Annotated in this window: 18 protein-coding genes; all 18 read left to right on the top strand. The window is 44.9% G+C overall.

The genetic code is table 11. From position 1 onward, the window contains the following. The first annotated feature begins 23 nt into the window (after positions 1 to 23). The 18 genes from V6W81_RS26220 to fliD all read left to right on the top strand — a co-directional run bounded on the left by V6W81_RS26220 (position 24) and on the right by fliD (position 22,130). A complete protein-coding gene (locus V6W81_RS26220) occupies positions 24 to 1,184 on the top strand; it encodes a sensor histidine kinase (protein ID WP_128103763.1) in 1,161 nt (386 codons plus the stop codon). 4 nt (positions 1,185 to 1,188) lie between these two features. Then, a complete protein-coding gene (locus V6W81_RS26215; protein WP_056693769.1) occupies positions 1,189 to 1,911 on the top strand; it encodes a response regulator transcription factor in 723 nt (240 codons plus the stop codon). A gap of 375 nt (positions 1,912 to 2,286) precedes the next feature. Continuing rightward, on the top strand, positions 2,287 to 2,667 hold the full coding sequence (locus V6W81_RS26210) for a hypothetical protein (RefSeq protein ID WP_338540824.1): 381 nt from the start codon (positions 2,287 to 2,289) through the stop codon (positions 2,665 to 2,667). A gap of 577 nt (positions 2,668 to 3,244) precedes the next feature. After that, the gene (locus tag V6W81_RS26205; protein WP_338540823.1) at positions 3,245 to 3,571 is read left to right on the top strand and encodes a hypothetical protein; all 327 of its coding nucleotides are present in this window, start codon (positions 3,245 to 3,247) and stop codon (positions 3,569 to 3,571) included. 143 nt (positions 3,572 to 3,714) lie between these two features. Next, positions 3,715 to 5,622 carry a helicase-related protein gene (locus V6W81_RS26200; RefSeq protein ID WP_430700927.1) on the top strand — a complete coding sequence of 636 codons (1,908 nt, stop codon included), beginning with the start codon at positions 3,715 to 3,717 and terminating at the stop codon, positions 5,620 to 5,622. 177 nt (positions 5,623 to 5,799) lie between these two features. After that, positions 5,800 to 6,912, top strand: coding sequence for a ComF family protein (locus V6W81_RS26195; RefSeq protein WP_338540821.1), 1,113 nt, complete (start codon positions 5,800 to 5,802; stop codon positions 6,910 to 6,912). Between the two features lie 359 nt (positions 6,913 to 7,271). After that, positions 7,272 to 12,746, top strand: a complete 5,475-nt coding sequence (locus V6W81_RS26190; protein ID WP_338540820.1) for a fibronectin type III domain-containing protein — start codon at positions 7,272 to 7,274, stop codon at positions 12,744 to 12,746. 262 nt (positions 12,747 to 13,008) lie between these two features. Further along, a complete protein-coding gene (locus V6W81_RS26185; RefSeq protein WP_338540819.1) occupies positions 13,009 to 13,416 on the top strand; it encodes a TIGR03826 family flagellar region protein in 408 nt (135 codons plus the stop codon). 265 nt (positions 13,417 to 13,681) lie between these two features. Next, the gene (flgM, locus tag V6W81_RS26180; RefSeq protein ID WP_128103754.1) at positions 13,682 to 13,966 is read left to right on the top strand and encodes a flagellar biosynthesis anti-sigma factor FlgM; all 285 of its coding nucleotides are present in this window, start codon (positions 13,682 to 13,684) and stop codon (positions 13,964 to 13,966) included. 11 nt (positions 13,967 to 13,977) lie between these two features. Further along, the gene (locus V6W81_RS26175; protein ID WP_128103753.1) at positions 13,978 to 14,481 is read left to right on the top strand and encodes a flagellar protein FlgN; all 504 of its coding nucleotides are present in this window, start codon (positions 13,978 to 13,980) and stop codon (positions 14,479 to 14,481) included. A gap of 18 nt (positions 14,482 to 14,499) precedes the next feature. Next, on the top strand, positions 14,500 to 16,053 hold the full coding sequence (gene flgK, locus V6W81_RS26170) for a flagellar hook-associated protein FlgK (RefSeq protein ID WP_338540818.1): 1,554 nt from the start codon (positions 14,500 to 14,502) through the stop codon (positions 16,051 to 16,053). A gap of 23 nt (positions 16,054 to 16,076) precedes the next feature. Further along, positions 16,077 to 16,997 carry a flagellar hook-associated protein FlgL gene (flgL, locus tag V6W81_RS26165; protein WP_338540817.1) on the top strand — a complete coding sequence of 307 codons (921 nt, stop codon included), beginning with the start codon at positions 16,077 to 16,079 and terminating at the stop codon, positions 16,995 to 16,997. Between the two features lie 15 nt (positions 16,998 to 17,012). After that, a complete protein-coding gene (locus V6W81_RS26160) occupies positions 17,013 to 17,582 on the top strand; it encodes a DUF6470 family protein (RefSeq protein ID WP_338540816.1) in 570 nt (189 codons plus the stop codon). A gap of 53 nt (positions 17,583 to 17,635) precedes the next feature. Further along, the gene (locus tag V6W81_RS26155) at positions 17,636 to 18,115 is read left to right on the top strand and encodes a flagellar assembly protein FliW (RefSeq protein ID WP_338540815.1); all 480 of its coding nucleotides are present in this window, start codon (positions 17,636 to 17,638) and stop codon (positions 18,113 to 18,115) included. Position 18,116: 1 nt separating this feature from the next. Further along, on the top strand, positions 18,117 to 18,362 hold the full coding sequence (gene csrA / locus V6W81_RS26150; protein WP_338540814.1) for a carbon storage regulator CsrA: 246 nt from the start codon (positions 18,117 to 18,119) through the stop codon (positions 18,360 to 18,362). Between the two features lie 144 nt (positions 18,363 to 18,506). Further along, positions 18,507 to 19,703, top strand: coding sequence for a flagellin (locus tag V6W81_RS26145; protein WP_338540813.1), 1,197 nt, complete (start codon positions 18,507 to 18,509; stop codon positions 19,701 to 19,703). Positions 19,704 to 19,842: 139 nt separating this feature from the next. Next, positions 19,843 to 20,226, top strand: a complete 384-nt coding sequence (locus tag V6W81_RS26140; protein WP_338540812.1) for a flagellar protein FlaG — start codon at positions 19,843 to 19,845, stop codon at positions 20,224 to 20,226. Between the two features lie 17 nt (positions 20,227 to 20,243). Continuing rightward, positions 20,244 to 22,130, top strand: coding sequence for a flagellar filament capping protein FliD (gene fliD / locus V6W81_RS26135; RefSeq protein ID WP_338540811.1), 1,887 nt, complete (start codon positions 20,244 to 20,246; stop codon positions 22,128 to 22,130). Positions 22,131 to 22,147 lie beyond the last annotated feature (17 nt).

Below are 22,147 nucleotides of genomic sequence, written 5' to 3'. Positions count from 1 at the left end.
GATAGAAATGGAGTCGAACAAACGTGGATTTACAAGCCGATGCCATAGACCGCGTCATAAAAAACGCCATACAAGTCATGGAAAACAGCAAATATCAAATGTTCGAAATCATGGACTCGACGCGTGAGGAGCTCAAGACCCTCAATGAAGAGCTGAAGTCTGTTCTGAAGGAAGCGGCGGAAACGATCGAGAAAGTAGATCAATTGGAGCTGAATTACCGCCGCTCCCGGATTCGGCTTACCGAGGTGAGTCGTGACTTCGTGCGTTATTCCGAGCATGATATCAAGCAGGCGTATGAGAAAGCGACACAGTTGCAGCTGGATCTGATGATTTATCGTGAGAAGGAAATGTATCTCAAAGCCCGCCGGGATGATCTGCAGAAGCGTGCCAAAAATGTTGAGGCTTCCGTAGAGCGAGCCGAGACCATCGGTTCCCAAATGGGTGTTGTCTTGGAGTATCTGTCAGGTGAACTAGGTCAAGTGACCCGGATTATCGAATCTGCCAAGAATCGACAAATGATTGGTTTGAAAATAATTTTGGCCCAGGAAGAAGAGCGGAAACGTATTGCACGTGAGATTCATGACGGGCCTGCGCAGATGCTTGCTAATCTAGTGCTTAGGACGGAAATTGTAGAAAGAATGCTCATTAAGCAGGATTTTAAGATGGTTCAGGCCGAAATAGTAGATTTGAAGGGTCAGGTTCGTTCCAGTCTTGAAGAAATGAGAAAAGTAATCTTCAATCTGCGTCCAATGGCACTGGATGACCTGGGATTAATTCCAACGCTTCGCAAGTACGTGCAGGATTTTGAAGTAAAAACAAAAATCCGCGCGCTTTTTGAAACCAGAGGCAAGGAACACCGTTTATCTTCTGCTATGGAGGCTGCGATCTATCGTCTCGTGCAGGAGGGGCTGTCCAATGCGGCCAAGCATGCTTATCCCACTTATGTTGTAGTGGAAATTACATACCAGGCTCAGCTCGTCAAAATTGTCGTTCAAGACAATGGGCTTGGGTTCAAACCGGAGCTTCTTGCACAGAAAAGCAAGGATCATACCCACTTCGGTCTGATTGGGATGAGAGAGCGGGTTGAACTGTTAGAAGGAAGAATAGAGATCGAATCGGGCGAAAATCAAGGAACCAAAATCGTGATTCATATCCCGACAAACGTGGATAAGGGAAAGGAGTAGCAGGATGGAAAACCGTGATACTGGTAAAACATCAATTAAAGTTCTTTTGGCTGATGATCATCAGCTGTTCCGTGAAGGGCTTAAACGCATTTTGAATATGGAGGACGACATTGAGGTCATCGGGGAATGTGGCGATGGGATTCAAGTGCTCGAATTCTGCAATCAGGAGAAACCAGACATCGTTTTGATGGATATTAACATGCCAATCGAGAACGGGGTTGAGGCAACAGAGAAATTGCGTGAGCTGTTCCCGGATGTCAAAGTTATTATTTTGTCGATCCATGATGATGAGAGCTATGTATTTGAAACGCTTCGTAAGGGAGCTAACGGATACTTGCTGAAGGATATGGAGGCAGAGTCTCTAATTAATGCGATTCGTTCTGTTCATGAGGGACATGCATTTATCCACCCTAAAGTAACAGGGAAATTGATTATGCAATTGCGTCGTATGACGTATCTGAATGAAACCGGTGCGATGAGTGAGGGAACATCCAAAGAGGCAGGCGTGAAATTTGTCGCTGGCGATAATAACCCATTGACTCGTCGTGAGGCTGAAGTATTGCGTCTGATGGCCGAAGGTAAGAGCAATAAAATGATCGGTGAATTCTTGTTCATCAGTGAAAAAACCGTTAAAAACCATGTCAGCAGCATTCTGCAGAAGATGGAAGTGGATGACCGCACACAGGCTGTTATCAACTCGATCAAATATGGTTGGGTTACGCTCTAATCATTATTAAATGAAAAGTACCTATGTATGATGAAATAAATGTTGAATATAGATTACTGTTCACTCGCGCCTCTTCCGAATAATGGATTAGTTCGCGGGTTAATAGACTTTATTGCTGCAAATGAGCAAAGAGTAAAGGTGCACGGAACATCTGTTCAACGTTGAGCATGGATGAGTAATGATCTGACCAGTCTTTTGTCTCCAGCGTCGATCGGGGATAAGAGGTTGTTCAAGAAAATTTCTTGGAATATGCGAGATGAGCGATGTGAGTCTTCATATATGCAATTGTAACCCTTCGTAGTATGCGGCATATACTGCTGTATACAGGGATGTTCGCCATGGGTGAGCATAACCTTCCGAGGAGGTGCAGTTGCCATGGTTGCTCATTTGACTATGATTCTGCTCATATACTTCCTGGCGGCAGTGGCCGTTCATGCGATACACCAGCGCCATCTATCCCGTCCGGAATCCGAAGGCTTCGAGCAGATTCTGCTCATTCCTTCTAATCAGGAACATCGGATTGAAGGTATTGTAAGGGCACTTTGCCGGGAATTGGTCTACCGTGGAAAAAGCTTCACGATGACGGTTGTCGCTGAACGTAAGGAATCGGAGACGGTTCGTATTATTGAGAAGTTAATGCTCAGGCAAGGTATGGAGCTATCTTACCTGTCTGCTGTCCCCTCTGATATGGAACGTGCTCTACAGACGGAGAAGCACGGGGTTCGCTTAATTGACCTACGTGAATCTAAGCAGTGAACAATGTTGTGACCTGAAGTAATTAGGTGTGTATAGATCCGCAGAAAAGATTACAGCCTAGGCTGTAGTCTTTTTTTGTAATTGTAGTAATTGTAGTCAAGGTTGCTATTAAATTGTAAATGGGTTTTTATGCAATCTATGGATATTGCGCTAAAGAATTGGATGTTCAAGAGCAAAACTACATCGTATTAATTCGAGCTATATCGGTTGTGCAATGGACACTCTAAGGACATGTACTTTTTGAATCGTTGATATCCAATTGCTAAAGACTCATTTGAACTCGGAAATCTTAACTTAAAAGTATAGACGATTTCTTCTGGAAAAAGTTTCGCATAATTATCAGAAAGATTCTCGTTATTAGCTGAATGCAAGGAAGTATTGTATTGGGTAATTGATTCCTTGGCTTGAATGGAAGTAATAGAGGCATTCTTGCCGAATATGTGTTATGCAAATAGGATCTACCTCTTAGTAGCTTGCTTCTTAATCGTTGTCTTATTGTATAAGGATATGAGAGTTGACCGGTGGTAGTGATGTCCATATAATTACTTATTATGGATAATGATTGGAATGTGTACATATGCGGAGTGGACGAATTACTGGGGCGAAAGGGTTGAAGCAGTTTTTGATCAGTTTCTTAGTGTTGCTTGGCATGGTCATCAGTAGCTTAGGTGTTGATACAAACGTAACAATTGCCGACGTTGTTCATATGGATGAAGTTGCTACAGAGGAGCAATTGTCCGTAGATGATTGGGATGGGCAAGATGTTCCGGATATATACGGTACCTCGCCTGAAACGACATTTAGATTCATGTTTAATGGACGTGTACTTGATCTTGGAGAATCTATTCTTGTATGTACTGCCGCACCAGGGCAGCCATGTCATGATACGGATGAAGAACAATAAGTAGAATAATGAGTGTTTGAAAGAATGGACATGAAGCACATGCGCCGACAAATCGTCGGGAGAGCATGTGCTTTTTTCGTTTTATTTGGGTTGTGAGCGTGGATTGATTTGTGCATCTTGATGGGGAAAAGGGAGGGAACTAGATGAGAGTGGCTTTGTATGTATGTAGGGTAGAGCTCGGATGGAGCATGATGTTGTCACTGGACGTTCGTGTGGATGTGAGTTGGTGGCTGGAGGGAGCAAGCGGTCGACGTGTGTCTCGTTGGCTGTTGCTGCATGAGGCGTTGCCTTTAAGTCAGGCATCGTGGATCGTAGAACACTTTCGCATGGAACGAGATATGGATCGGTGGCGGGAAGGGCAGTGGCAGGCTTATGTGCGAAGCAAAATAGAAGCGTATGAGCGGGCTTCCGGGGAACTCGAAGCCCGGCGTAGCGCAGGTGGCGGCAGGCATGAAGCTGCCGCACTGCGGGGTGGGGATGGCGGGATGCCAGAGTCGTATCCCGCCTGGGCATGGGCTCAGCTCGAACAGGGCGCTGCCCTGCTGGCTGAGCAATTACACGGCCGCCAATTGCTGGCGGCCGAGGCAGAGGCGCTGCTGGCGGACAACGCCCCGCCGCTTGCCTCTGCCTGGCGCGCGGCTGCGCAGCTCGCGCACCTACACGGGCGGCTGAGCATCGCTGCCGCCCTGGAGTGGCCTGCCACGCGGCGTCGCCATGCGTGGCTTGGTAGCGCGCAGAGCGCGCCGCGCTGCCGCCGGTGTGGCAGCGTAGCCGAGCAGCGCGTGCCCTGCGCTGCGTGCGGCCAAGCGGCGTGCGCCTACTGCGAGGCTTGCCTCGCGCTGGGGCGCAGCCGTGCCTGTGCGCTGCTGCTGCGAAGCGCAGCGCCTGGAGCCGTGCCCGTACGCGGCGAAGCATCGCGTGGCACGGCTGGTTTTTCCACCGGCGATGATCTGAGCCGGTGGGGGCTTAGCCCTGCGCAGAGCGAGGCGGCTACCGCGGCGCTGGCTTTTTTGGCTCAGCCACCCGCAGGGGGCGAGCCAGGGATGTTTTTGCTGTGGGCTGTGACGGGAGCAGGCAAGACCGAGATGATATTCCCGCTGTTGAACTACATTTTGGAGCGTGGCGGTCGAGCACTCGTCGCTACACCGCGTAGGGACGTTGTATTGGAGCTGGCGCCGCGGCTTGCGAAGGCATTTCCAGACATTTCGCTCGCGACTCTCTATGGTGGCAGCACCGAACGTTGGAAAGACGCCCAGCTCACCTTGGCGACCACGCATCAGCTCATGCGATTTTACCGAGGGTTTGACCTGGTAATTATCGACGAATTAGATGCATTTCCTTACCACAATGATCCTATGCTCGCCCATGCAGCGACGAACTCGTGCAAGCCTGACGGCCACTTTGTGTATTTGTCTGCTACTCCTCCAGCCAGGCTGCAGAGAGAAGTTGTGCAAGGACGATTGCTTCATGCGAGAGTACCCGTCCGTTTTCATCGTCATCCATTGCCTGTCCCTCAGCTATTGAAGATGTCCACAGTCGCTCAGTGCATTCGGCAAGGCAGCATTCCGGCTACTCTGATGAAAGGCATTCAGATTTCACTACAGAGAGAGGCGCAAATCTTTGTTTTTGTTACCCGGATCGCACAGATTGAGGCATTTGTGAACCTTATGCGCCGAACTTTTCCGCATATCCATATCGAGGGCACGTCATCCCAAGACGCTGAACGTGCCAGTAAAGTTATCGCTTTTCGTGAACGTACCATCCGCCTGCTCGTAACCACCACGATTCTGGAGCGGGGGGTTACCATTCCACGAAGTGATGTGTTTATTCTGGATGCTGATAACGGACTTTTCGACGAGGCTTCCCTCGTGCAGATGGCTGGCCGAGCAGGGCGCTCCATGGATGATCCAGCAGGGAGAGTCGTCTTTGCATCATCTCGTCGTACGCGATCTCAGGTGAAAGCTGTGAGCCAGATCAAGAAAATGAACACCATTGCCCGCCGTAAAGGTTACCTCCATCAACCAACTAAACAACCGATTCAACAACGTTAGTTCACAGTTCGTGTACTGGCATTGTACATACTCTTCGTGAGTGTAATTCTAGTGCAGTTATTCTGAAAGTTTCCTTATAGAAAAGGGAGTACTTTAAATCTCAGGAGTGACAGAAACCTATATAGAAATGCGAACATGATTACCCCAAATCAATTCTCAGATTGGAGGCTACCCCTCATGCCCTATTGGTTTGACGCAATTACTGAACATCTACAGCCACTGACCCGACGACTGCACGATCTGCTCGCCCCGCCAGGAGCGACTTGCCTAACCTGTAACACACGATCACTCCTATCTTCGACATATCCTGGAATATGCCTCAAGTGTGTGGAGCGAATTCCGTGGATTCGTTCCATCCGTTGTCCGCGGTGTGGTCGGGGAATGGGTTGCCCTGACTGTGTGCGCCCACATATGCAAAACCGCTCCTTCACCTGCAACCGCAGCGCCGTTCAATACAATGAATTAATGAAAGAATGGATTGGAATGTACAAATTCCGTGGACATCAGCGCTATGCCCCGCTCCTAACGTCACTGCTTGTACAGGCGTTTCAGGCGATGAGCGAAGAGTTGACTGCTGCTTTGGCAAAAGAACCCCCTGCTCCTGTGGCTCATGCCGCCACCTTTGCCCAGAACCAGGTGGATGCAGGTCAGCATCCACCCCGACCACGCCTGCCCCATGAAGGGCACGCTCACCAAAACCGCTCGCACATATCAACAGATGTGCGAGCCAACCCAGCGACCCGCAATCCACTGTCGCTGCTCCAAAGCTCCAAGCCGCGATGGCGGCCTGACGCGGTAACTTACGTTCCCGTCAGCGCTGAGCGCCTAGCCGAGCGCGGCTTCAACCAGGCAGAGCGACTCGCTGCTGGACTTGCTGCAGCGACCCGCCTGCCCCTCGTTGATCTGTTGCAGCGCCAGATCAACACCACGAAGCAGAGCTTCAAGACACGCGGCGAGCGGATTCAGACGATGCAGGATGCTTTTGCCATCCAGCCGAATGGTGTCGAATTATTGCAATCGCTGCAAGGGGAGGCTCATTACCATTCACAAGTCCACCCACTCCAGCTCCCCGCAACTTCTTCTTTATACGAAGAAGTACAGCATTCAACGCATCCATCATCAATGACCACCCTCACTACTAATCTAAGGCAGCCGCTACGCTTGCTACTTGTGGATGACATATATACAACGGGAAGCACCTTGGATGCTTGTGGACGGGTTATTTTGAATACGGGATATGCACTCAGCATACCTATCGATATCTATACTTTAACTTTGGCGAGATCCTGAATGGCCAGGATGGTGTGGAGCACTATCTTTGAAGTAAATTAGAAAAATAACGGTTTATATAGTTGTGATTAACTAAAACGGAGTGATTCCTTTTGAAAACTTTAAAGAGAATATACTATTTTTACTAATGTACGTTCTTATATTAATGAAAAGCACGCGTATAATTATCTCTTTTGTGCATTAAATCATTTTGAATATAAGTTGTTTAACGAAATATATCTGAGAGTCTACCATCAAGAAAAAAATTCCATGCAAAAAAGAGGGATTGCTATAATAGTGTAGAATAGATAATTCTGCCATTTACCACAGGTGACAGCTTCGGGAGGGGCATAATATATCTATTGAAGGGGAGAAAAACGGTGGTTGCAGGACGAAGAAAAAATGGGTTGTATGTATGGACTGTCCGTTTACTAGTATTTGTACTGGTATTCGGACAGTTTGGCGTGTACGGGGGGAACCGTGCAGAGGCCGCAACGAGCGGTACGATTGTATCATCGAATAAGGATTACCGTTATGTACTAACTAGGCAAGGTGATACACTCAGCGTAAATCAGGAGCCGATTGATCTGGGCTGGGCAAGATCGTACAGTCTCTCCACCACAGGCTATTCCTTTTCAAGAAGCCAGTCGATCCGAGGCACAGTGCAGGATATAACCAATGTAACTTTTGGTTCGTACACGTCCACGTACGCTGGCAAAGTGAATAACGCAATTCTCATTGATTTTAATGAGGTGTGGGAGTATTACAGCGTTATGGAATTTAGACAGTATGGAATGGAACCCGGATACTGGAACAACTCCAAAGTGGATGAATTCGGAATGGAAACACCAAGATATGTACAAAGTTATGAAGCAACGCAACTTAGTTTAGTAGTCGATGCGGATACAGGTAAAGTAGTCGATTTTGTTTCCAACCTGAATCCATATTACATTCGCAAAGCAGAATCCTTTAGTATTGTGAAGGAAACCGGAACAAAGACACCAATTACTACAGTTCCAGCTACGCCTGCTAACCTAGTAGCGACTGCGAGTGACACGGCAATTAATGTGAACTGGAATGCTGCTGAGCAAGCGGTGCAGTATGAGATTGAAGAGAATGGCGTAGTAAAAGAGCCGTTTTATGGAGTGCAATATCGAACAGCACCATTTAAATCGAATACTACATACACTTATAGAGTGCGTGGGGTTAACACGATAGGGACAGGGCAGTGGAGTGAGCCGTTTGCAATAACAACTTTACTAGAGAAGCCTGTGCTGAAAGTAAATGCAGAAGAAAGCAAAAATACGATTGAGTGGAAGGCAGTAGAATTTGCAGATCGCTATCAGTTACAGATTGATGGTGGTGCACCAATTGAACTTGGAAATGTAACTTCTTACGTGCATGAAGGATTAGAAGCTAATTCAACGCACACCTACGTTCTGAAAGCCTTCTCGGCTAACAATGAGAGTGCATGGAGTAAATCTGTAAGTCAGCTAACGGTACCAGATCGTGCTGATGGATTGAAGGTTACCGATGCGACCTTGAATAAGCTGACTTTGGGTTGGACAGCAGTTAAGGGTGCTACAGGATATGACCTTGAGATCAATGGAGCAGTTACAGCTGTTACTGGCACTACGTATAGCAAAACAGGACTGACAGCAAATACAGAGTATAGTGTTAGAATTCGACCTAAAAATGCGGGTGGAGCAGGAAGCTGGAGTGATCCAATCACAGGCATTACCCAGATGATCACACCTGTAGTTGAGACTAGTCCTTCTCAAGAAGAGGTTGTTCTTGTTTGGGCAGCAGTTGACGGAGCTACCTCATACGAAGTTGAGGCAGATGGAGTTGTTGTTGAAGGGATAGAGGATTTAATCTACACCCATGCAGGACTTACACCGGGAACAGCGCATAAATATCGTGTACGAGCAATCAGTGAGAACAACACAAGCGCATGGTCAGCGATCAAAGCGCAAAATACGCTACCTGGTTCTGTTAATGGACTAGTGGTTAGTGCGGCAACGAATGCAGCGATCACTTTGAAATGGAACGTTGTATCAGGTGCTACGGGATATGACATGGAGATCGATGGGGTAGTTGTTGCTGTGACAGGTTCTACTTATACCAAAACAGGACTTGGTGCTAATACAGAGCATACCTTCCGGATTCGCTCGAAGAATGCTGCAGGGGCTGGGGCATGGAATGAGCCTGTAACAAGTCGAACTCTGTTTAATACACCTGTATTAAAGGCTACGTCAGAGAAAGAGGCTATTACATTAACGTGGCCAGCTATAACGGATGCTACCGAATATGAGGTTGAAGTGGATGGCGTGGTATCCATTGTTACAGAGCCTACATTCACACATCTGAATATTTTGCCGGGTACATCTCATAAATATCGTGTACGTGTAGCAACGGCGAACAATACAAGCGCATGGACAACCGTATTAACACAAAGTACGCTCCCGGATTCCGTTGTAGGTCTGATTGTGACTACGGCCACTAATACGACTATTGCGGTCAAATGGAACGCGGTTACGGGAGCGACTGGATATGACCTAGAGATTGATGGGACGGTCGTTCCAGTCAGTGCATTGACTTATAACAAAACGGCACTTGCAGCAAATACAGAGCACACCTTCCGCGTGCGTTCCAAAAATACGGCAGGTGTAGGTGCATGGAGCGAAGTGATTACAGCAACAACACTACTTAACACACCGGTGTTGAAAGCTGCTTCAGAAGAAACAGCTATTCAATTGACTTGGGCCGATGTAGCTGATGCAACAAAGTATGAAATTGAGGCAGACGGAATTATTGTCGGTACGGTTAGTGAACCGGCATATCAACATATCAATTTGTTGCCTGGAACAGCACATAAATACCGCGTACGTGCTATGACAGAAACGAACACGGGTGCATGGACTGCTGTTCTGTCCCAAAATACATTACCGGGATCTGTGACGGGGTTAAATGTAACTTCGGTAACCAATGTAGCCATTGCGTTGAAATGGAACGCAGTTACAGGTGCAACCGGATATGATCTAGAAATTGACGGTACGGTTGTGCCGGTCAGTGGATTGGTTTACACGAAGAGTGGCCTGGGGGCGAATACGGAGCATACCTTCCGCGTGCGTTCCAAAAATGCAGCCGGAGTGGGTGTGTGGAGTGAAGCAATCCTTAGCACAACGATGCTCAATACGCCTGTTTTGACAGGTACATCAGAAGAGACCTCAATTACGTTAACCTGGCCTGATGTTACTGATGCTACAAAATATGAGATTGAGGCAGACGGAATCATTGTGGGAACGGTAAGTGAACCGACATATCAACATGGCAACTTGTTGCCTGGAACAGCACATAAATACCGTGTGCGTGCGTTAACAGAAGATAATACAGGTGCATGGACTGCTGTCTTATCTCGAAATACACTACCAGGCTCTGTTACGGGTCTCACAGTTACTTCTACAACAAGCGCAGCCATTGCACTGAAATGGAATGCGGTGACTGGCGCTACCGGATATGATCTGGAGATTGACGGTACTATTGTTTCAGTTAGCGGATTAGTGTATACGAAAAGTGGTCTCGGTGCGAATACGAATCATACCTTCCGAATTCGTTCTAAAAACGCCGCTGGTGTTGGTGCATGGAGTGATCTGGTGACAGGTGTAACACAGTTGAGTGTGCCAGTCCTGAAGGCAGCATCTGTGGAGACGGCAATCACGATTACATGGCCAGAAGTTACGGATGCCACCAAGTATGAAGTGGAAGCCGATGGGGTTGTCGTTGGAACTGTCACTAATCCTAAATACACCCATGAGGATCTTATCCCGGGTACTGCCCACAAGTATCGAGTACGCGCTTTGACCGATACCAATAGCAGTATCTGGACAGCTATTTTGACACAAAGCACATTACCGGGATCAGTAACGGGTCTGAATGTTACTTCTGCAACAAGTGCAGCCATTGCACTGAAATGGAATGCGGTGACTGGCGCTACCGGATATGATCTAGAGATTGACGGTACAGTTGTTCCAATTAGCGGAATAGTGTATACGAAGAGTGGTTTAGGTGCGAATACAGATCATACCTTCCGGATTCGTTCCAAAAATGCAGCAGGTGTTGGTGCATGGAGTGATCTGTTAGCAGGTACGACATTGCTTACTACACCAGTTCTGAAAGCGACGTCTGAAGAGACCGCGGTTACCTTGACATGGGCAGAGGTTAAAGATGCAACCGCATATGAAGTTGAAGCAGATGGTACCATCGTAGGTACTGTGGATGAGCCAACCTATGTGCATAATAAGTTGCTTGCAGGAACGGTTCATAAATATCGTGTGAGAGCTTTAACGGACACCAATACAAGTGCTTGGACGGCTGTCCTTACACAAAATACAATACCAGGTTCGGTATCAGGACTCAGTACCACTTCGGTGACCAATACAGCCATTGCATTAAAATGGAATGCTGTCACTGGAGCAACTGCATATGATCTAGAGATCGATGGTGTAGTGGTACCTGTATCAGGCGTAGCATATACCAAAACGGGCTTGATCACGAACACAGATCATACCTTCCGAATCAGATCCAAAAATGCCGCTGGTGTGGGAGCGTGGAGCGATGTCATTCAAGCGAAAACACAGTTTAATACACCAGTATTGAAAGCTACATCAGCAGAAACGGCTATTACTCTCACTTGGGCAGAAATCAAAGATGCAACGAGTTATGAGATTGAAGCCGACGGAGTTGTAGTCGCTACAGTAACCGAACCTTCATACGTGCATTCTAACTTGCTTCCTGGCACAGTACACACATATCGGATTCGAGTATTAACAGATGACAATTCCAGTGCATGGACGGCTAAATTAACGCAGTCCAGTCTGCCGGGTATGGTATCGGCATTAAGTCTGAACAATGCAACGACTATTGCAATCGCGATGAAGTGGAATGCAGTGACGGGTGCAACAGGCTATGACCTGGAGATTGATGGTCAAGTCATTTCTGTTTCTGGTACAGCCTACACGAAGAGTGGTCTACTCCCTAACACAGAGCATACCTTCCGGATCCGCGGCAAAAATGCTGCTGGAACGGGTGCTTGGAGCGAAATTGTAACAGCCTATACTCAGCTTAGTGTGCCTGTTGTCAAAACGACATCAGAAGAAACAGCAATTACTTTAAACTGGGCTCCGATTGCAGATGCAACAACATATGAGATTGAGGCCGATGGAATCGTTGTAGATCGTGTAAGTGAACCGACATACACGCATCGTGATTTACTTGGTGGGACAGTTCATAAATATCGTGTACGTGCATTAACAGAAAATAATAGTAGTGCATGGACAGCGATCTACTCTACAAGTACATTGCCAGCAGTGGTAGCCGGTTTGAGTGTAAATACATCGACGGCTAACGCCATTGCCATACGATGGAATGCGGCTACAGGGGCGAGTGGTTATGACCTTGAAGTTGATGGTGTTGTTGTAGCTGTATCAGGAACAACGTATTCCCGCAACAACTTTACACCGAACACGGAACACACCTTCCGTATTCGTGCTAAAAATGCGGTCGGTACAGGTGCTTGGAGTGAAGCTCTGATACAGACTACACAACTTGCAACCCCTGTTCTTAAAGGTACCGCGGACAAAACAAGTGTTTCATTGACATGGGATTCCATTGCGGGCGCGTCTTCGTATGAGATCGAAGCAGATGGACAGGTTGTCGCAGTTACAACAGATCCATCATGGGTACATGTGGAGTTGTTGCCTTCAAGTCTTCATAGATACCGTATTCGGGCATTCAATGAGCAAAATACAAGTATCTGGTCGTCGATCCTTAGTGTGAGAACGACGTTGAACTAAAGTCTATACTGTCTTGGATGTTAAGTTATCCTTTAATTTAGAAGCGGAGTGGTACTTCTTTTTATAGAAGTTACACACATACGCAGGTTGAATTTATGAAAGATTAGAATAAAACATTTGGAAGAGAGGAATAAGGTTGCGTAGTTATGCACCATATTCCTCTCTTTTATTTCGCGAAACCCTATGGACTTGATATGAGAAAATAAGGTAATCTATAGATATTATCCGTGCGGAATGAAAGTGTGAGAGGGGCGTTTAAGCGATGAATCTGGGTAATTGTCCTCGCTGTGGCAGACTATATGCAATAAATATTCGGGAAGTATGCACAAACTGTATTAAAGAAATAGAGTTAGAATACCAGACTTGTGTAGACTACTTGCGTGAAAATAAAGGTGCTAACATTCAGGAATTGTCTGATGCAACCGAAATTTCGATTAAGCAGATTACCAAGTTCATTAGAGAGGGACGAATTTCCATCGAAAACGCCCCGAATATGATGTATCCTTGTGAAGTGTGCGGAACCTTGATTCGTGAAGGTCACATGTGCGATTCATGCCGTAGCCGATTGACCAAAGACTTGGCTGGGGCAGCCCGTGAAGTAGGTCAGAAGGAGAACAATAATATAGGCGGACGAACCTATAATGCTGTCGACAAACTGCGCGATTCATAGGAATCAGGGCTTAATTACATGTTTTGCTATAACAAATGTTTTGGAACGTACCGATAAACTTATTAAAGATTATCGGTTTTTTTTATTATCCTAATTATTTGATAACGTAAAGATAAAGTAAGAAAAACGAATATCGATGTAAACCAAGGAAGAAAGACCGCGTGTAGCAGTAGTTTTTCTTAGGATTATGGAACCTTCGACATAGTTGTAAACGTAGGATTTTATAATCTGAACAATTCCTAAGGTGAAAGGAAGTGCAGTTCACATGAAAATCAATGAACCCAACCGAATTGGTGCTATCAATTCATATCAGAGAAACGTTGAATCCAATCAGCAGGCTGAGGCTAAGAAAAGCCGCCGTAAGGACGAGGTATCTATTTCTCCGGAGGCGATGAAGATGCTTGAGGAACAAGGTCGTACACAGGACGTAGGTCGTTTGGAGCGGATCCAACAGTTGAAAGAGCAAGTGAGCTCAGGAACATACCAGGTAGACAGCAGTAAACTTGCCGACAAGTTGCTGCCGTACTTTAAGTCTTTTGATAAGGAATAGGTGATCATGTAATGGCAGCACTGGACAGATTAATTGCAGTATTGCAGCAGATGGAACAAAGTCACCGCGACATGCTGGCACTTAGCGAGATCAAGAGACAGGTGATCGTTAAGAACGATGTGGATGAACTCATTGCCGTTCTGAACAAGGAATCTAGGTTTATGAAGCAGCAGGAGCCATTGGAGACTGAACGACAGCGTGCTGTGCACGAGCTGCTTCAGGAGCGGGGAATCAAATCCATGTTGAATCTGAACATTACCGAAATTTCCAAATTGATTTTTGATCCGGCTGACAAGCAGCGATTACTCGAGGTTCAGAAGAAGCTTGCGGGAACATTACAAGAATTGAAGGAAATTAACCAATTGAATCAAAAGCTGATCGAGCAGTCCTTGATGTTTATCGACCTCTCGATGGACATCTTCGCTTCAAGACCAGAACAGGATGCCACATATCAGCATCCTGCCGATAAGAACGGCAATCCAGGGCGAATCGGTCTGTTTGACACGCGTGCCTAAACATTAGGGGGAAATCAAGTGGCATCTACATTTCATTCAATCGAAACGGCTAAACGCAGTTTGTTCACACAGACGACAGCTCTTAGCACAACAGGCCATAACGTAGCGAATGCGAATACAGAAGGATACTCGCGTCAGAAGGTAAATATGCAGGCAGCTATTCCTATGGAGCCATTTGCTTTCCTGCACTCGACAACACCAGGACAGCTCGGTACAGGGGTGGAGTTTGACTCCATTACGCGTGTTAGAGAGAAATTCCTCGACGACCAATATCGCAATGAGAACACCAACTTCGGAAGTTGGTCCATTCAGCGCGATACCTTGGAGAAGCTCGAAGCGATTGTAAATGAGCCCTCTAACACGGGTTTCCGAACGGTTATGGATAATTTCTATAAATCATGGTCTGATCTAAGTAAAAATCCAGAGGATGTTACGGCACGCCGAATTGTAAAAGAAACGACGCTAGCTTTGACGGATGCGATGAATCAGATCAGTCGTCAATTGAATGCACTTAGTGAGGATTTGGATAGTAATATTGCAGTTAAAGCTAATGAAATCCAAGGCTATCTGGGGAATATCGCGAACCTGAATAGTGCCATTGTGAAAGTTGAATCGCTTGGCGACAATGCCAACGATCTACGTGACCAACGTGACTTAATGGCAGATAAGCTGTCCAAGATTATGAATATTACAGTTACAGATTCTCCACAAGGCTACCAGATTCAAATGAATGGACAGGCGCTTGTTACAGGTGGAGCTGTACAGGTTCCTGTAGATCCAGCCTTTTTGAACACGGCTTATACAGCGGGAACCTTAACTAATGGTGAAGTGCACGGCATGATCAAGTCCAGAGATACGTTGGTAAGTGATTATCAGAAACAAATGGATGATTTAGCAAATACGCTCGCTAATGGTGATATTGAGATTACTATTCCTGCCGGTTCTATTTTGCCCGATAATACAGTTCTGGATGGTGTTACTTACACTGGTGCAACACGTTCACTGGCAACAGACCTTAAAGTTACAGTCAAAGGACTAAATGGATTACATCAACTGGGTTACAGCATGGATGGTACTAATTCAGGGGGGCTACCATTTTTCACAGCAACGGGTGGCGGAACTGCTATCACGGCTGGGAATATCTCATTGAATGCTGAAATTTTGGCCGATCCAAATAAAATTGCTACTTCGATGAGAACTATAGATACTTCTGGAACAGAAACAGTGATCAAAGGGAATAACACACTTGCTATCCTAATTGCCAATCTAAAGGATACGCCAATGAAGTCTGCTGACGGATTGCGGAATGCTGCCATCGGGGCACAGTTTAGCTCGATGGTGGGACAACTTGGGGTTCAATCTCAGGAAGCTGCACGCCAAACGTCGAATTCGGAGTTCCTTGTAGAGCAAGTGGAGACGCGTCGCCAATCGGTAAGTGGAGTATCTCTGGATGAAGAGATGGCTAATATGATTAAATTCCAACATGCATACAGTGCATCTGCACGCTTTATGACGACATATGACCAACTTCTTGATAAATTGATTAACTCTACTGGTGTAGTAGGTAGATAATAGAAAGGAATGACTTACAGACAATGAGAATAACGAATAATATGCTCAGTTCACAGCTGCTTTTGAATCTAAATCGTAATGCTCAGCAAATGAATAATACACAAACTCAGTTAGCTACTGGTCGGAAGATTAATAAACCTTCTGATGATCCAGTAGGTATTACGTACTCTCTTCGTTATCGAGCAGAGTTATCCTCTAATGAGCAATATCAGAAAAATGTAGATAGTGCGGTTTCTTGGCTTGAATTCAATGATACGGTTTTGAATCAAGCGGGCAGTGTTTTGCAACGGTTGCGTGAGTTGACTGTACAAGGTGCAACGGATACCAATCCTCAGTCTGCATTGGATAGTATCAATGAAGAAGTGAAACAACTTAAAGGGCAGCTTATTGACGTTGCTAACAGCAAACTGAATGGCAAGTACATTTTTAACGGTGAAACCTATGATGCTAAGCCATATGATTTTCCTACTAACGCAGATGGCTCTTTGGATACTACCAATGCAGCATCTATTGTCACAGACAAAGGAAAGATTAATTTTATTGTCGGTGAAAGTGTACAGCTCCCCATTAATGTAAATGGTAATGAGGTATTCGGTTTTGATACCGAAGGAGATCATTTGTTTGTAACAGTTGATAATATCATACAAGCATTAGCTAGTGGGAATACTAAAGAATTATCGAATCAATTAGAAAATATAGATACACGAATGAACAAAATGTTGGCAATTCGTGCCGAAATTGGTGCCAAAACTAATCGTGTGGATTTAATGACAGGTCGTTTGACAGATCTTGAGATTAATCTGACGGATATGCAGGCCAAGGTTGAGGATGCGGACGTTGCAGAGGTAATGATGAAAGCTAAAATCCAGGAGAACATTTATAATGCTTCCCTATCTGCTGGAGCTAAGATTATTTCCCCGTCGTTAGTGGATTTCCTTAGATAGAAGGGGCGGTACACATTGAAGACGCTACCGATTGTTCAGATTCAAACAACGCCATCAATTCTGAATATGGACACGACCCCTGGTCAGTACTCTATTCGTCAGCCTAAGGCGGAAATGCAGCTAAACACCAGACCAGCGAATTTAACAGTTCAGAGTCATCCAATTACCCTTCATGTAGATCAGAGCAAGGCTTTCTCTGCCTACAATGGCGGCAATATGATTGACATGAATGCTCGAATTTACTCAGGAATTCAGCAGCAGTTCTTGCAAAACATGGCTGAACGTGTTCAGCAAGGGAATCAATTAGCAGCTATCCACAAACCGGGAAATACGATAGCTGATATTATAGGCGTGGATTGGCAGCCTCAAGCTTTCCCAGAAACAAGGACTCCCGCATCATCCGATAATGTAGATATTCGAATTGAAACGAGACCGCCAGACATTAGTTATGAACCCGCTGTTTCTGAAATGAATGTTATTGTTAATAAACCGGAGATTGAGTATCAAAGAGGCAAACTAGATATCTATGTGAAACAATATGCATCAGTTCAATACACTCCACCAGCCATAGATATGGGGTTGTGAGTTATAATGCAGAGCTATAGACGGTCTCGGAAGGCAGCCCGCTATGGCTCTTTTTGCATAAATTCTTTGTCAAGGAGGCGTTTGGTATTATTATTCATACAAGCACATGGGGAGAAGTAGAGGTTAGTGGGGACGATGTATATCAGTTTCCTAAAGGTTTGCCGGGATTTGAAGAAGAGACGGAATTTGCTTTGATACCGTGGGAGGGTACACCGTTTGTTTACTTACAGTCGCTGCAAGAACCCGATTTATCTTTCTTATTAGTGAGTCCATTTACGTTTGTATCTGATTATAGTTTTGAATTGAGTGAGGTAGACAAGGGAGAAATGGGCATCGTGGATCAAGTATCGGTGTATTCCATAGTTACAATCCATTCTCAAACGAATAAATCGACAATGAATCTACTTGCACCCGTTGTGCTTAATCCCGAAAATCGCGTAGGTAAGCAAGTTGTGCTCCATCAATCCAGCTACGAGACACGTCATCTCATCTGGGCAGAAGATGAAGCGGAATCAGTGAAGGGTGGAGTCTGATATGCTGGTACTATCACGAAAAAAGGGAGAGTCTATTGTGATTCAGGATCATATTGAGGTCACTGTGCTCGCTGTAGAAGGGGATACCGTGCGGATCGGAATTTCTGCACCAAAGCACATCGATATCTTTCGTCAAGAGATTTATGCATCCATTCAGGAGACCAACCGTGAGTCTGCAACACCTCTTTCGGCTAACGTTGAAGCGTTTATGGAACGCTTGCGGAATAACAATACAAAAAAAGAATAAAAAAATTCCAAATTGCTATAAACAGTTGCTCCTCTCCTGTCGATATATTATTTAGACGCTGCTTCGGCAGGGCGGCCGACCTTAATGTCGCGGCGTTTACCACAAGGATGTGGAACTAACTCAATTTCAGGGAGGAAACACTCAATGATTATTAACCACAATATTGCAGCGATGAACACTCATCGTCAACTGACTACTAACACTGCAAACACAAACAAAAATATCGAAAAATTGTCTTCTGGTCTTCGTATCAACCGTGCCGGTGACGATGCTGCTGGATTGGCTATCTCCGAAAAAATGCGTGGTCAAATTCGTGGTTTGGACATGGCTTCCAAAAACTCACAAGATGCAATCTCTTTGATTCAAACTGCTGAAGGTGCATTGAACGAAACACACAGCATTCTGCAACGTATGCGTGAGCTCTCTGTTCAATCTTCCAATGATACAAACACAGATGCTGACCGTAAAGAGCTTCAATCTGAAGTTAAACAATTGGTTACTGAATTGGATCGTATCGGTAATACTACTGAGTTCAATACAAAAAAATTGTTGGATGGTTCTGCTAAGGGTGTAACTGAGAAAGTTTTAGGTACAGCAGCATTAAACAATAACTCAGGAGTTACTATAACTCCTGCTGCTTTAAAAGCTTTAGACACAGCAGCTGGTACAGAAGCTTCGAAAACTGTTGCTGATGGGGCGTACATGATTGTGAGAACTGGGAAAAATGATGCAGGTGGAGCATTTGATGCTACAGATTATAAAATAGTTGGTCCAGATGGTAAGGATAGTACTGATATTACAATGACAGATGTACAACTTACCTTCGGAACTAACATCTTTACAACTGCTACAAATTTAGCTGTAAGTAGTTTAAATACAAATATGAAAGTCGGAGAAAGCATGACGTTTGTATTTGGTAAACATCAAGATGCAAGTAGTGATTTGGCTGGTTCAATCATGACCCAAATCGGTGCGAACGCAGGTCAGACAGCATTTATCTCTGTTGGGGATATGCGTGCATCGGCTCTTGGTGTTAAATCCCTTGATATTTCTACTAAATTTGGTGCGGCAACTGCAATTGAAACTGTTCAAAATGCTATGCAAAAAGTATCTTCCCAACGTAGTAACCTGGGTGCTATGCAAAACCGTTTGGAACACACAATCAACAACTTGGGTGCAGCTTCCGAGAACTTGAGTGCAGCTGAATCCCGTATTCGTGACGTTGACATGGCTAAAGAAATGATGCAACAAACGAAAAACAACATTCTTGCTCAAGCTTCACAAGCAATGTTGGCACAAGCTAATCAACAACCACAAGGTGTTCTGCAATTGCTTCGTTAATTTCATCTTGTATGACCAAAGCTCCGGGAATCCCGGAGCTTTTTTCTTTTTTTTTGCTTGACAGCTATAAAATCCTAAATTATCCCTAAATGAAACCGATATATAATATAAATGAGCGTCGCTGGAGGAGGTCAGGATAATGAATGTACAGTTTTCACTTACTGCTAGTTCTACAATAAGTAAGTCTAGCAGTGCAGAGAGCAGTCACAGCACAGAGCCGACATCACAGGTAAAACCACTTTCTCCAATTCAAGAAACTAAAGGGATAGGGGAGAAGCAAGGGGCGCACGTATCTGTTGCTGAAGAGCAGCTTATTCGAACTATAGAGCAAGCGGTGAAATCTCTACAGGGACCTCAGACCACGCTGGAGATCAGCATCCACGAGAAGACGCATGATATTATGGTGAAGGTGCTTAATAAAGATACCGGTGAATTAATTCGTGAAGTTCCCCCAGAGAAAACGCTGGACCTGGTCGCTAAAATGATGGAAATAGCTGGTATACTGGTGGACGAGAAAATCTAACATTTGGAGGTGCTGATTTGGTTACAAGAATTAATGGGTTTTCTGGCATGGATATTGATAGTATGGTCAAGAGCATGATGGCAACGAAGCGGGTACCGTTGGATAAACTTAATCAGGATAAGCAAATATTGCAGTGGACCAGAGAAGGATACCGTGAACTGAACAGTGTGCTGTACGATTTTCGTACAAACAAGCTGAACGATAAATATAAGAAATCAGATTCCCTTAATGCAAATAAAGCCGTGACAACAGGGAATACATCTGCAGTAAAAGCTGAAGCCACGGCAACCGCGACCGGAGTGGATATGAAGGTCAGCGTGACTAAGCTTGCTACCAAAACTACAATGCAAACCCCAGGATTAGGTCAGGGTATTCCTAGTTCAACCTCTCTGGCGCAGCTCGATGGTGTAGCTTTATCAGAGCTTACTGAGGAAGAAGAGGCTGCGTATCTTAAGAAGGGTTTCGATATTACTATTAATGGAGTGAGTTTTAAGGATAGTGCGGGCAATTCACTATTTAATGGGATGACATCTATTTCATCTATGATAGCAACAATCAATTCCAACGAAAAAGCCAATGCTGTCGCAAGTTATGATGAGATAACTGGAAAGCTATCGATTGCATCTAAAGTTGGAGGGGATACAGGAAAGGTTGAGGTCGCAACTCCAGCAGGGAGTAATTCACTGTTGGCACTCTTCTCCAAGCAAACAGTGGTAGAAACGAACGGAGCGGGTGGAACGGTATCGAATACCCAAACACTTGCTGAATTGCAGAAGATGTTGGATGGAAAAGATCCTGAACCTGGTGCTCCAGCCAAAAGATACAGTTTCAGTATTAATGGGAATAACTTTTCATTCGATGCTTCTACCTCAATAGATGCAGTAGTATCAGCAATTAATTCAAAAACAGACGCTAATGTGTTTGCAAAAGTCGAGGGCGGTAAACTAACGATCACTGGTAATGCTGGCGGAGAAGTGAAAATGGGTGGAGCTTCCTACGAATTTTTAAATCTATTTAAGGGAGCTATCCCTTTTGCCGAGAGCGCAAATGCAATTAAAAAGGTTATTGATGGCGCAAATGCAATAGTCACAATAAATGATGAGCCTATACAAAACGTTACTAGTAACGTTCTCACTATTAATGGTGTCCAACTTACACTGTTAGATGTGACCAATAGTAGCGGTACAGACATCCCTACCAATATTAAAACCCAAAGTGATCCCGATAAAGCACTGGAATCTATTAAAGGATTCATAGATGATTACAACAATTTAATAAAAGCACTTAATAGCAAAGTTAATGAAACAAAGTATCGTGATTTCAAACCGCTATCAGATGATCAAAAAAAGGAAATGAAAGAAGGAGAAATTGATAGCTGGACCGAAAAAGCCAAAAGTGGTTTGTTCAAAAATAACGACATAATCACTAGTGTTCTATCGAAAATGAGAGAAGCGATTACTGAAAAACTTGGAAGTTTGAACGCAATTGGTATAACTACTGGGAATTATATGGAGAATGGTAAGCTTGTTATAGCCGATGAAGCCAAATTAAGAAATGCTATTAGTGCTAATCCTCAACTTACTATTGATCTTTTTCAGGGGCCAGCTAATGGTTCAGGATCAGGTATCTTTAATAAATTGACGAATAGTATTACAGGTACTTTAGATATGATTTCCGCTCGCGCGGGTACCAATAAATTTTCAATGGACTTAACGAGTACTTTTAAAGAGGAAAGTGTCATCGGGAAACAAATTAAAGGTTTTAACAGTCGGATATTAACGATGCAAAGAAACCTCCAAATGACAGAAGATCGCTATTACAAGCAATTTTCTGCGATGGAATCAGCGATGAACAAATTGCAAACACAGTCGTCCAGTCTTTTCTCCAGTTTAGGACTATCTTAATTTAAAAGGGTGAGACT

The sequence above is a fragment of the Paenibacillus tundrae genome, from assembly GCF_036884255.1.
In the GTDB taxonomy this organism is placed as follows: domain Bacteria; phylum Bacillota; class Bacilli; order Paenibacillales; family Paenibacillaceae; genus Paenibacillus.
This window is presented reverse-complemented; position numbering and strand designations above follow the sequence as displayed.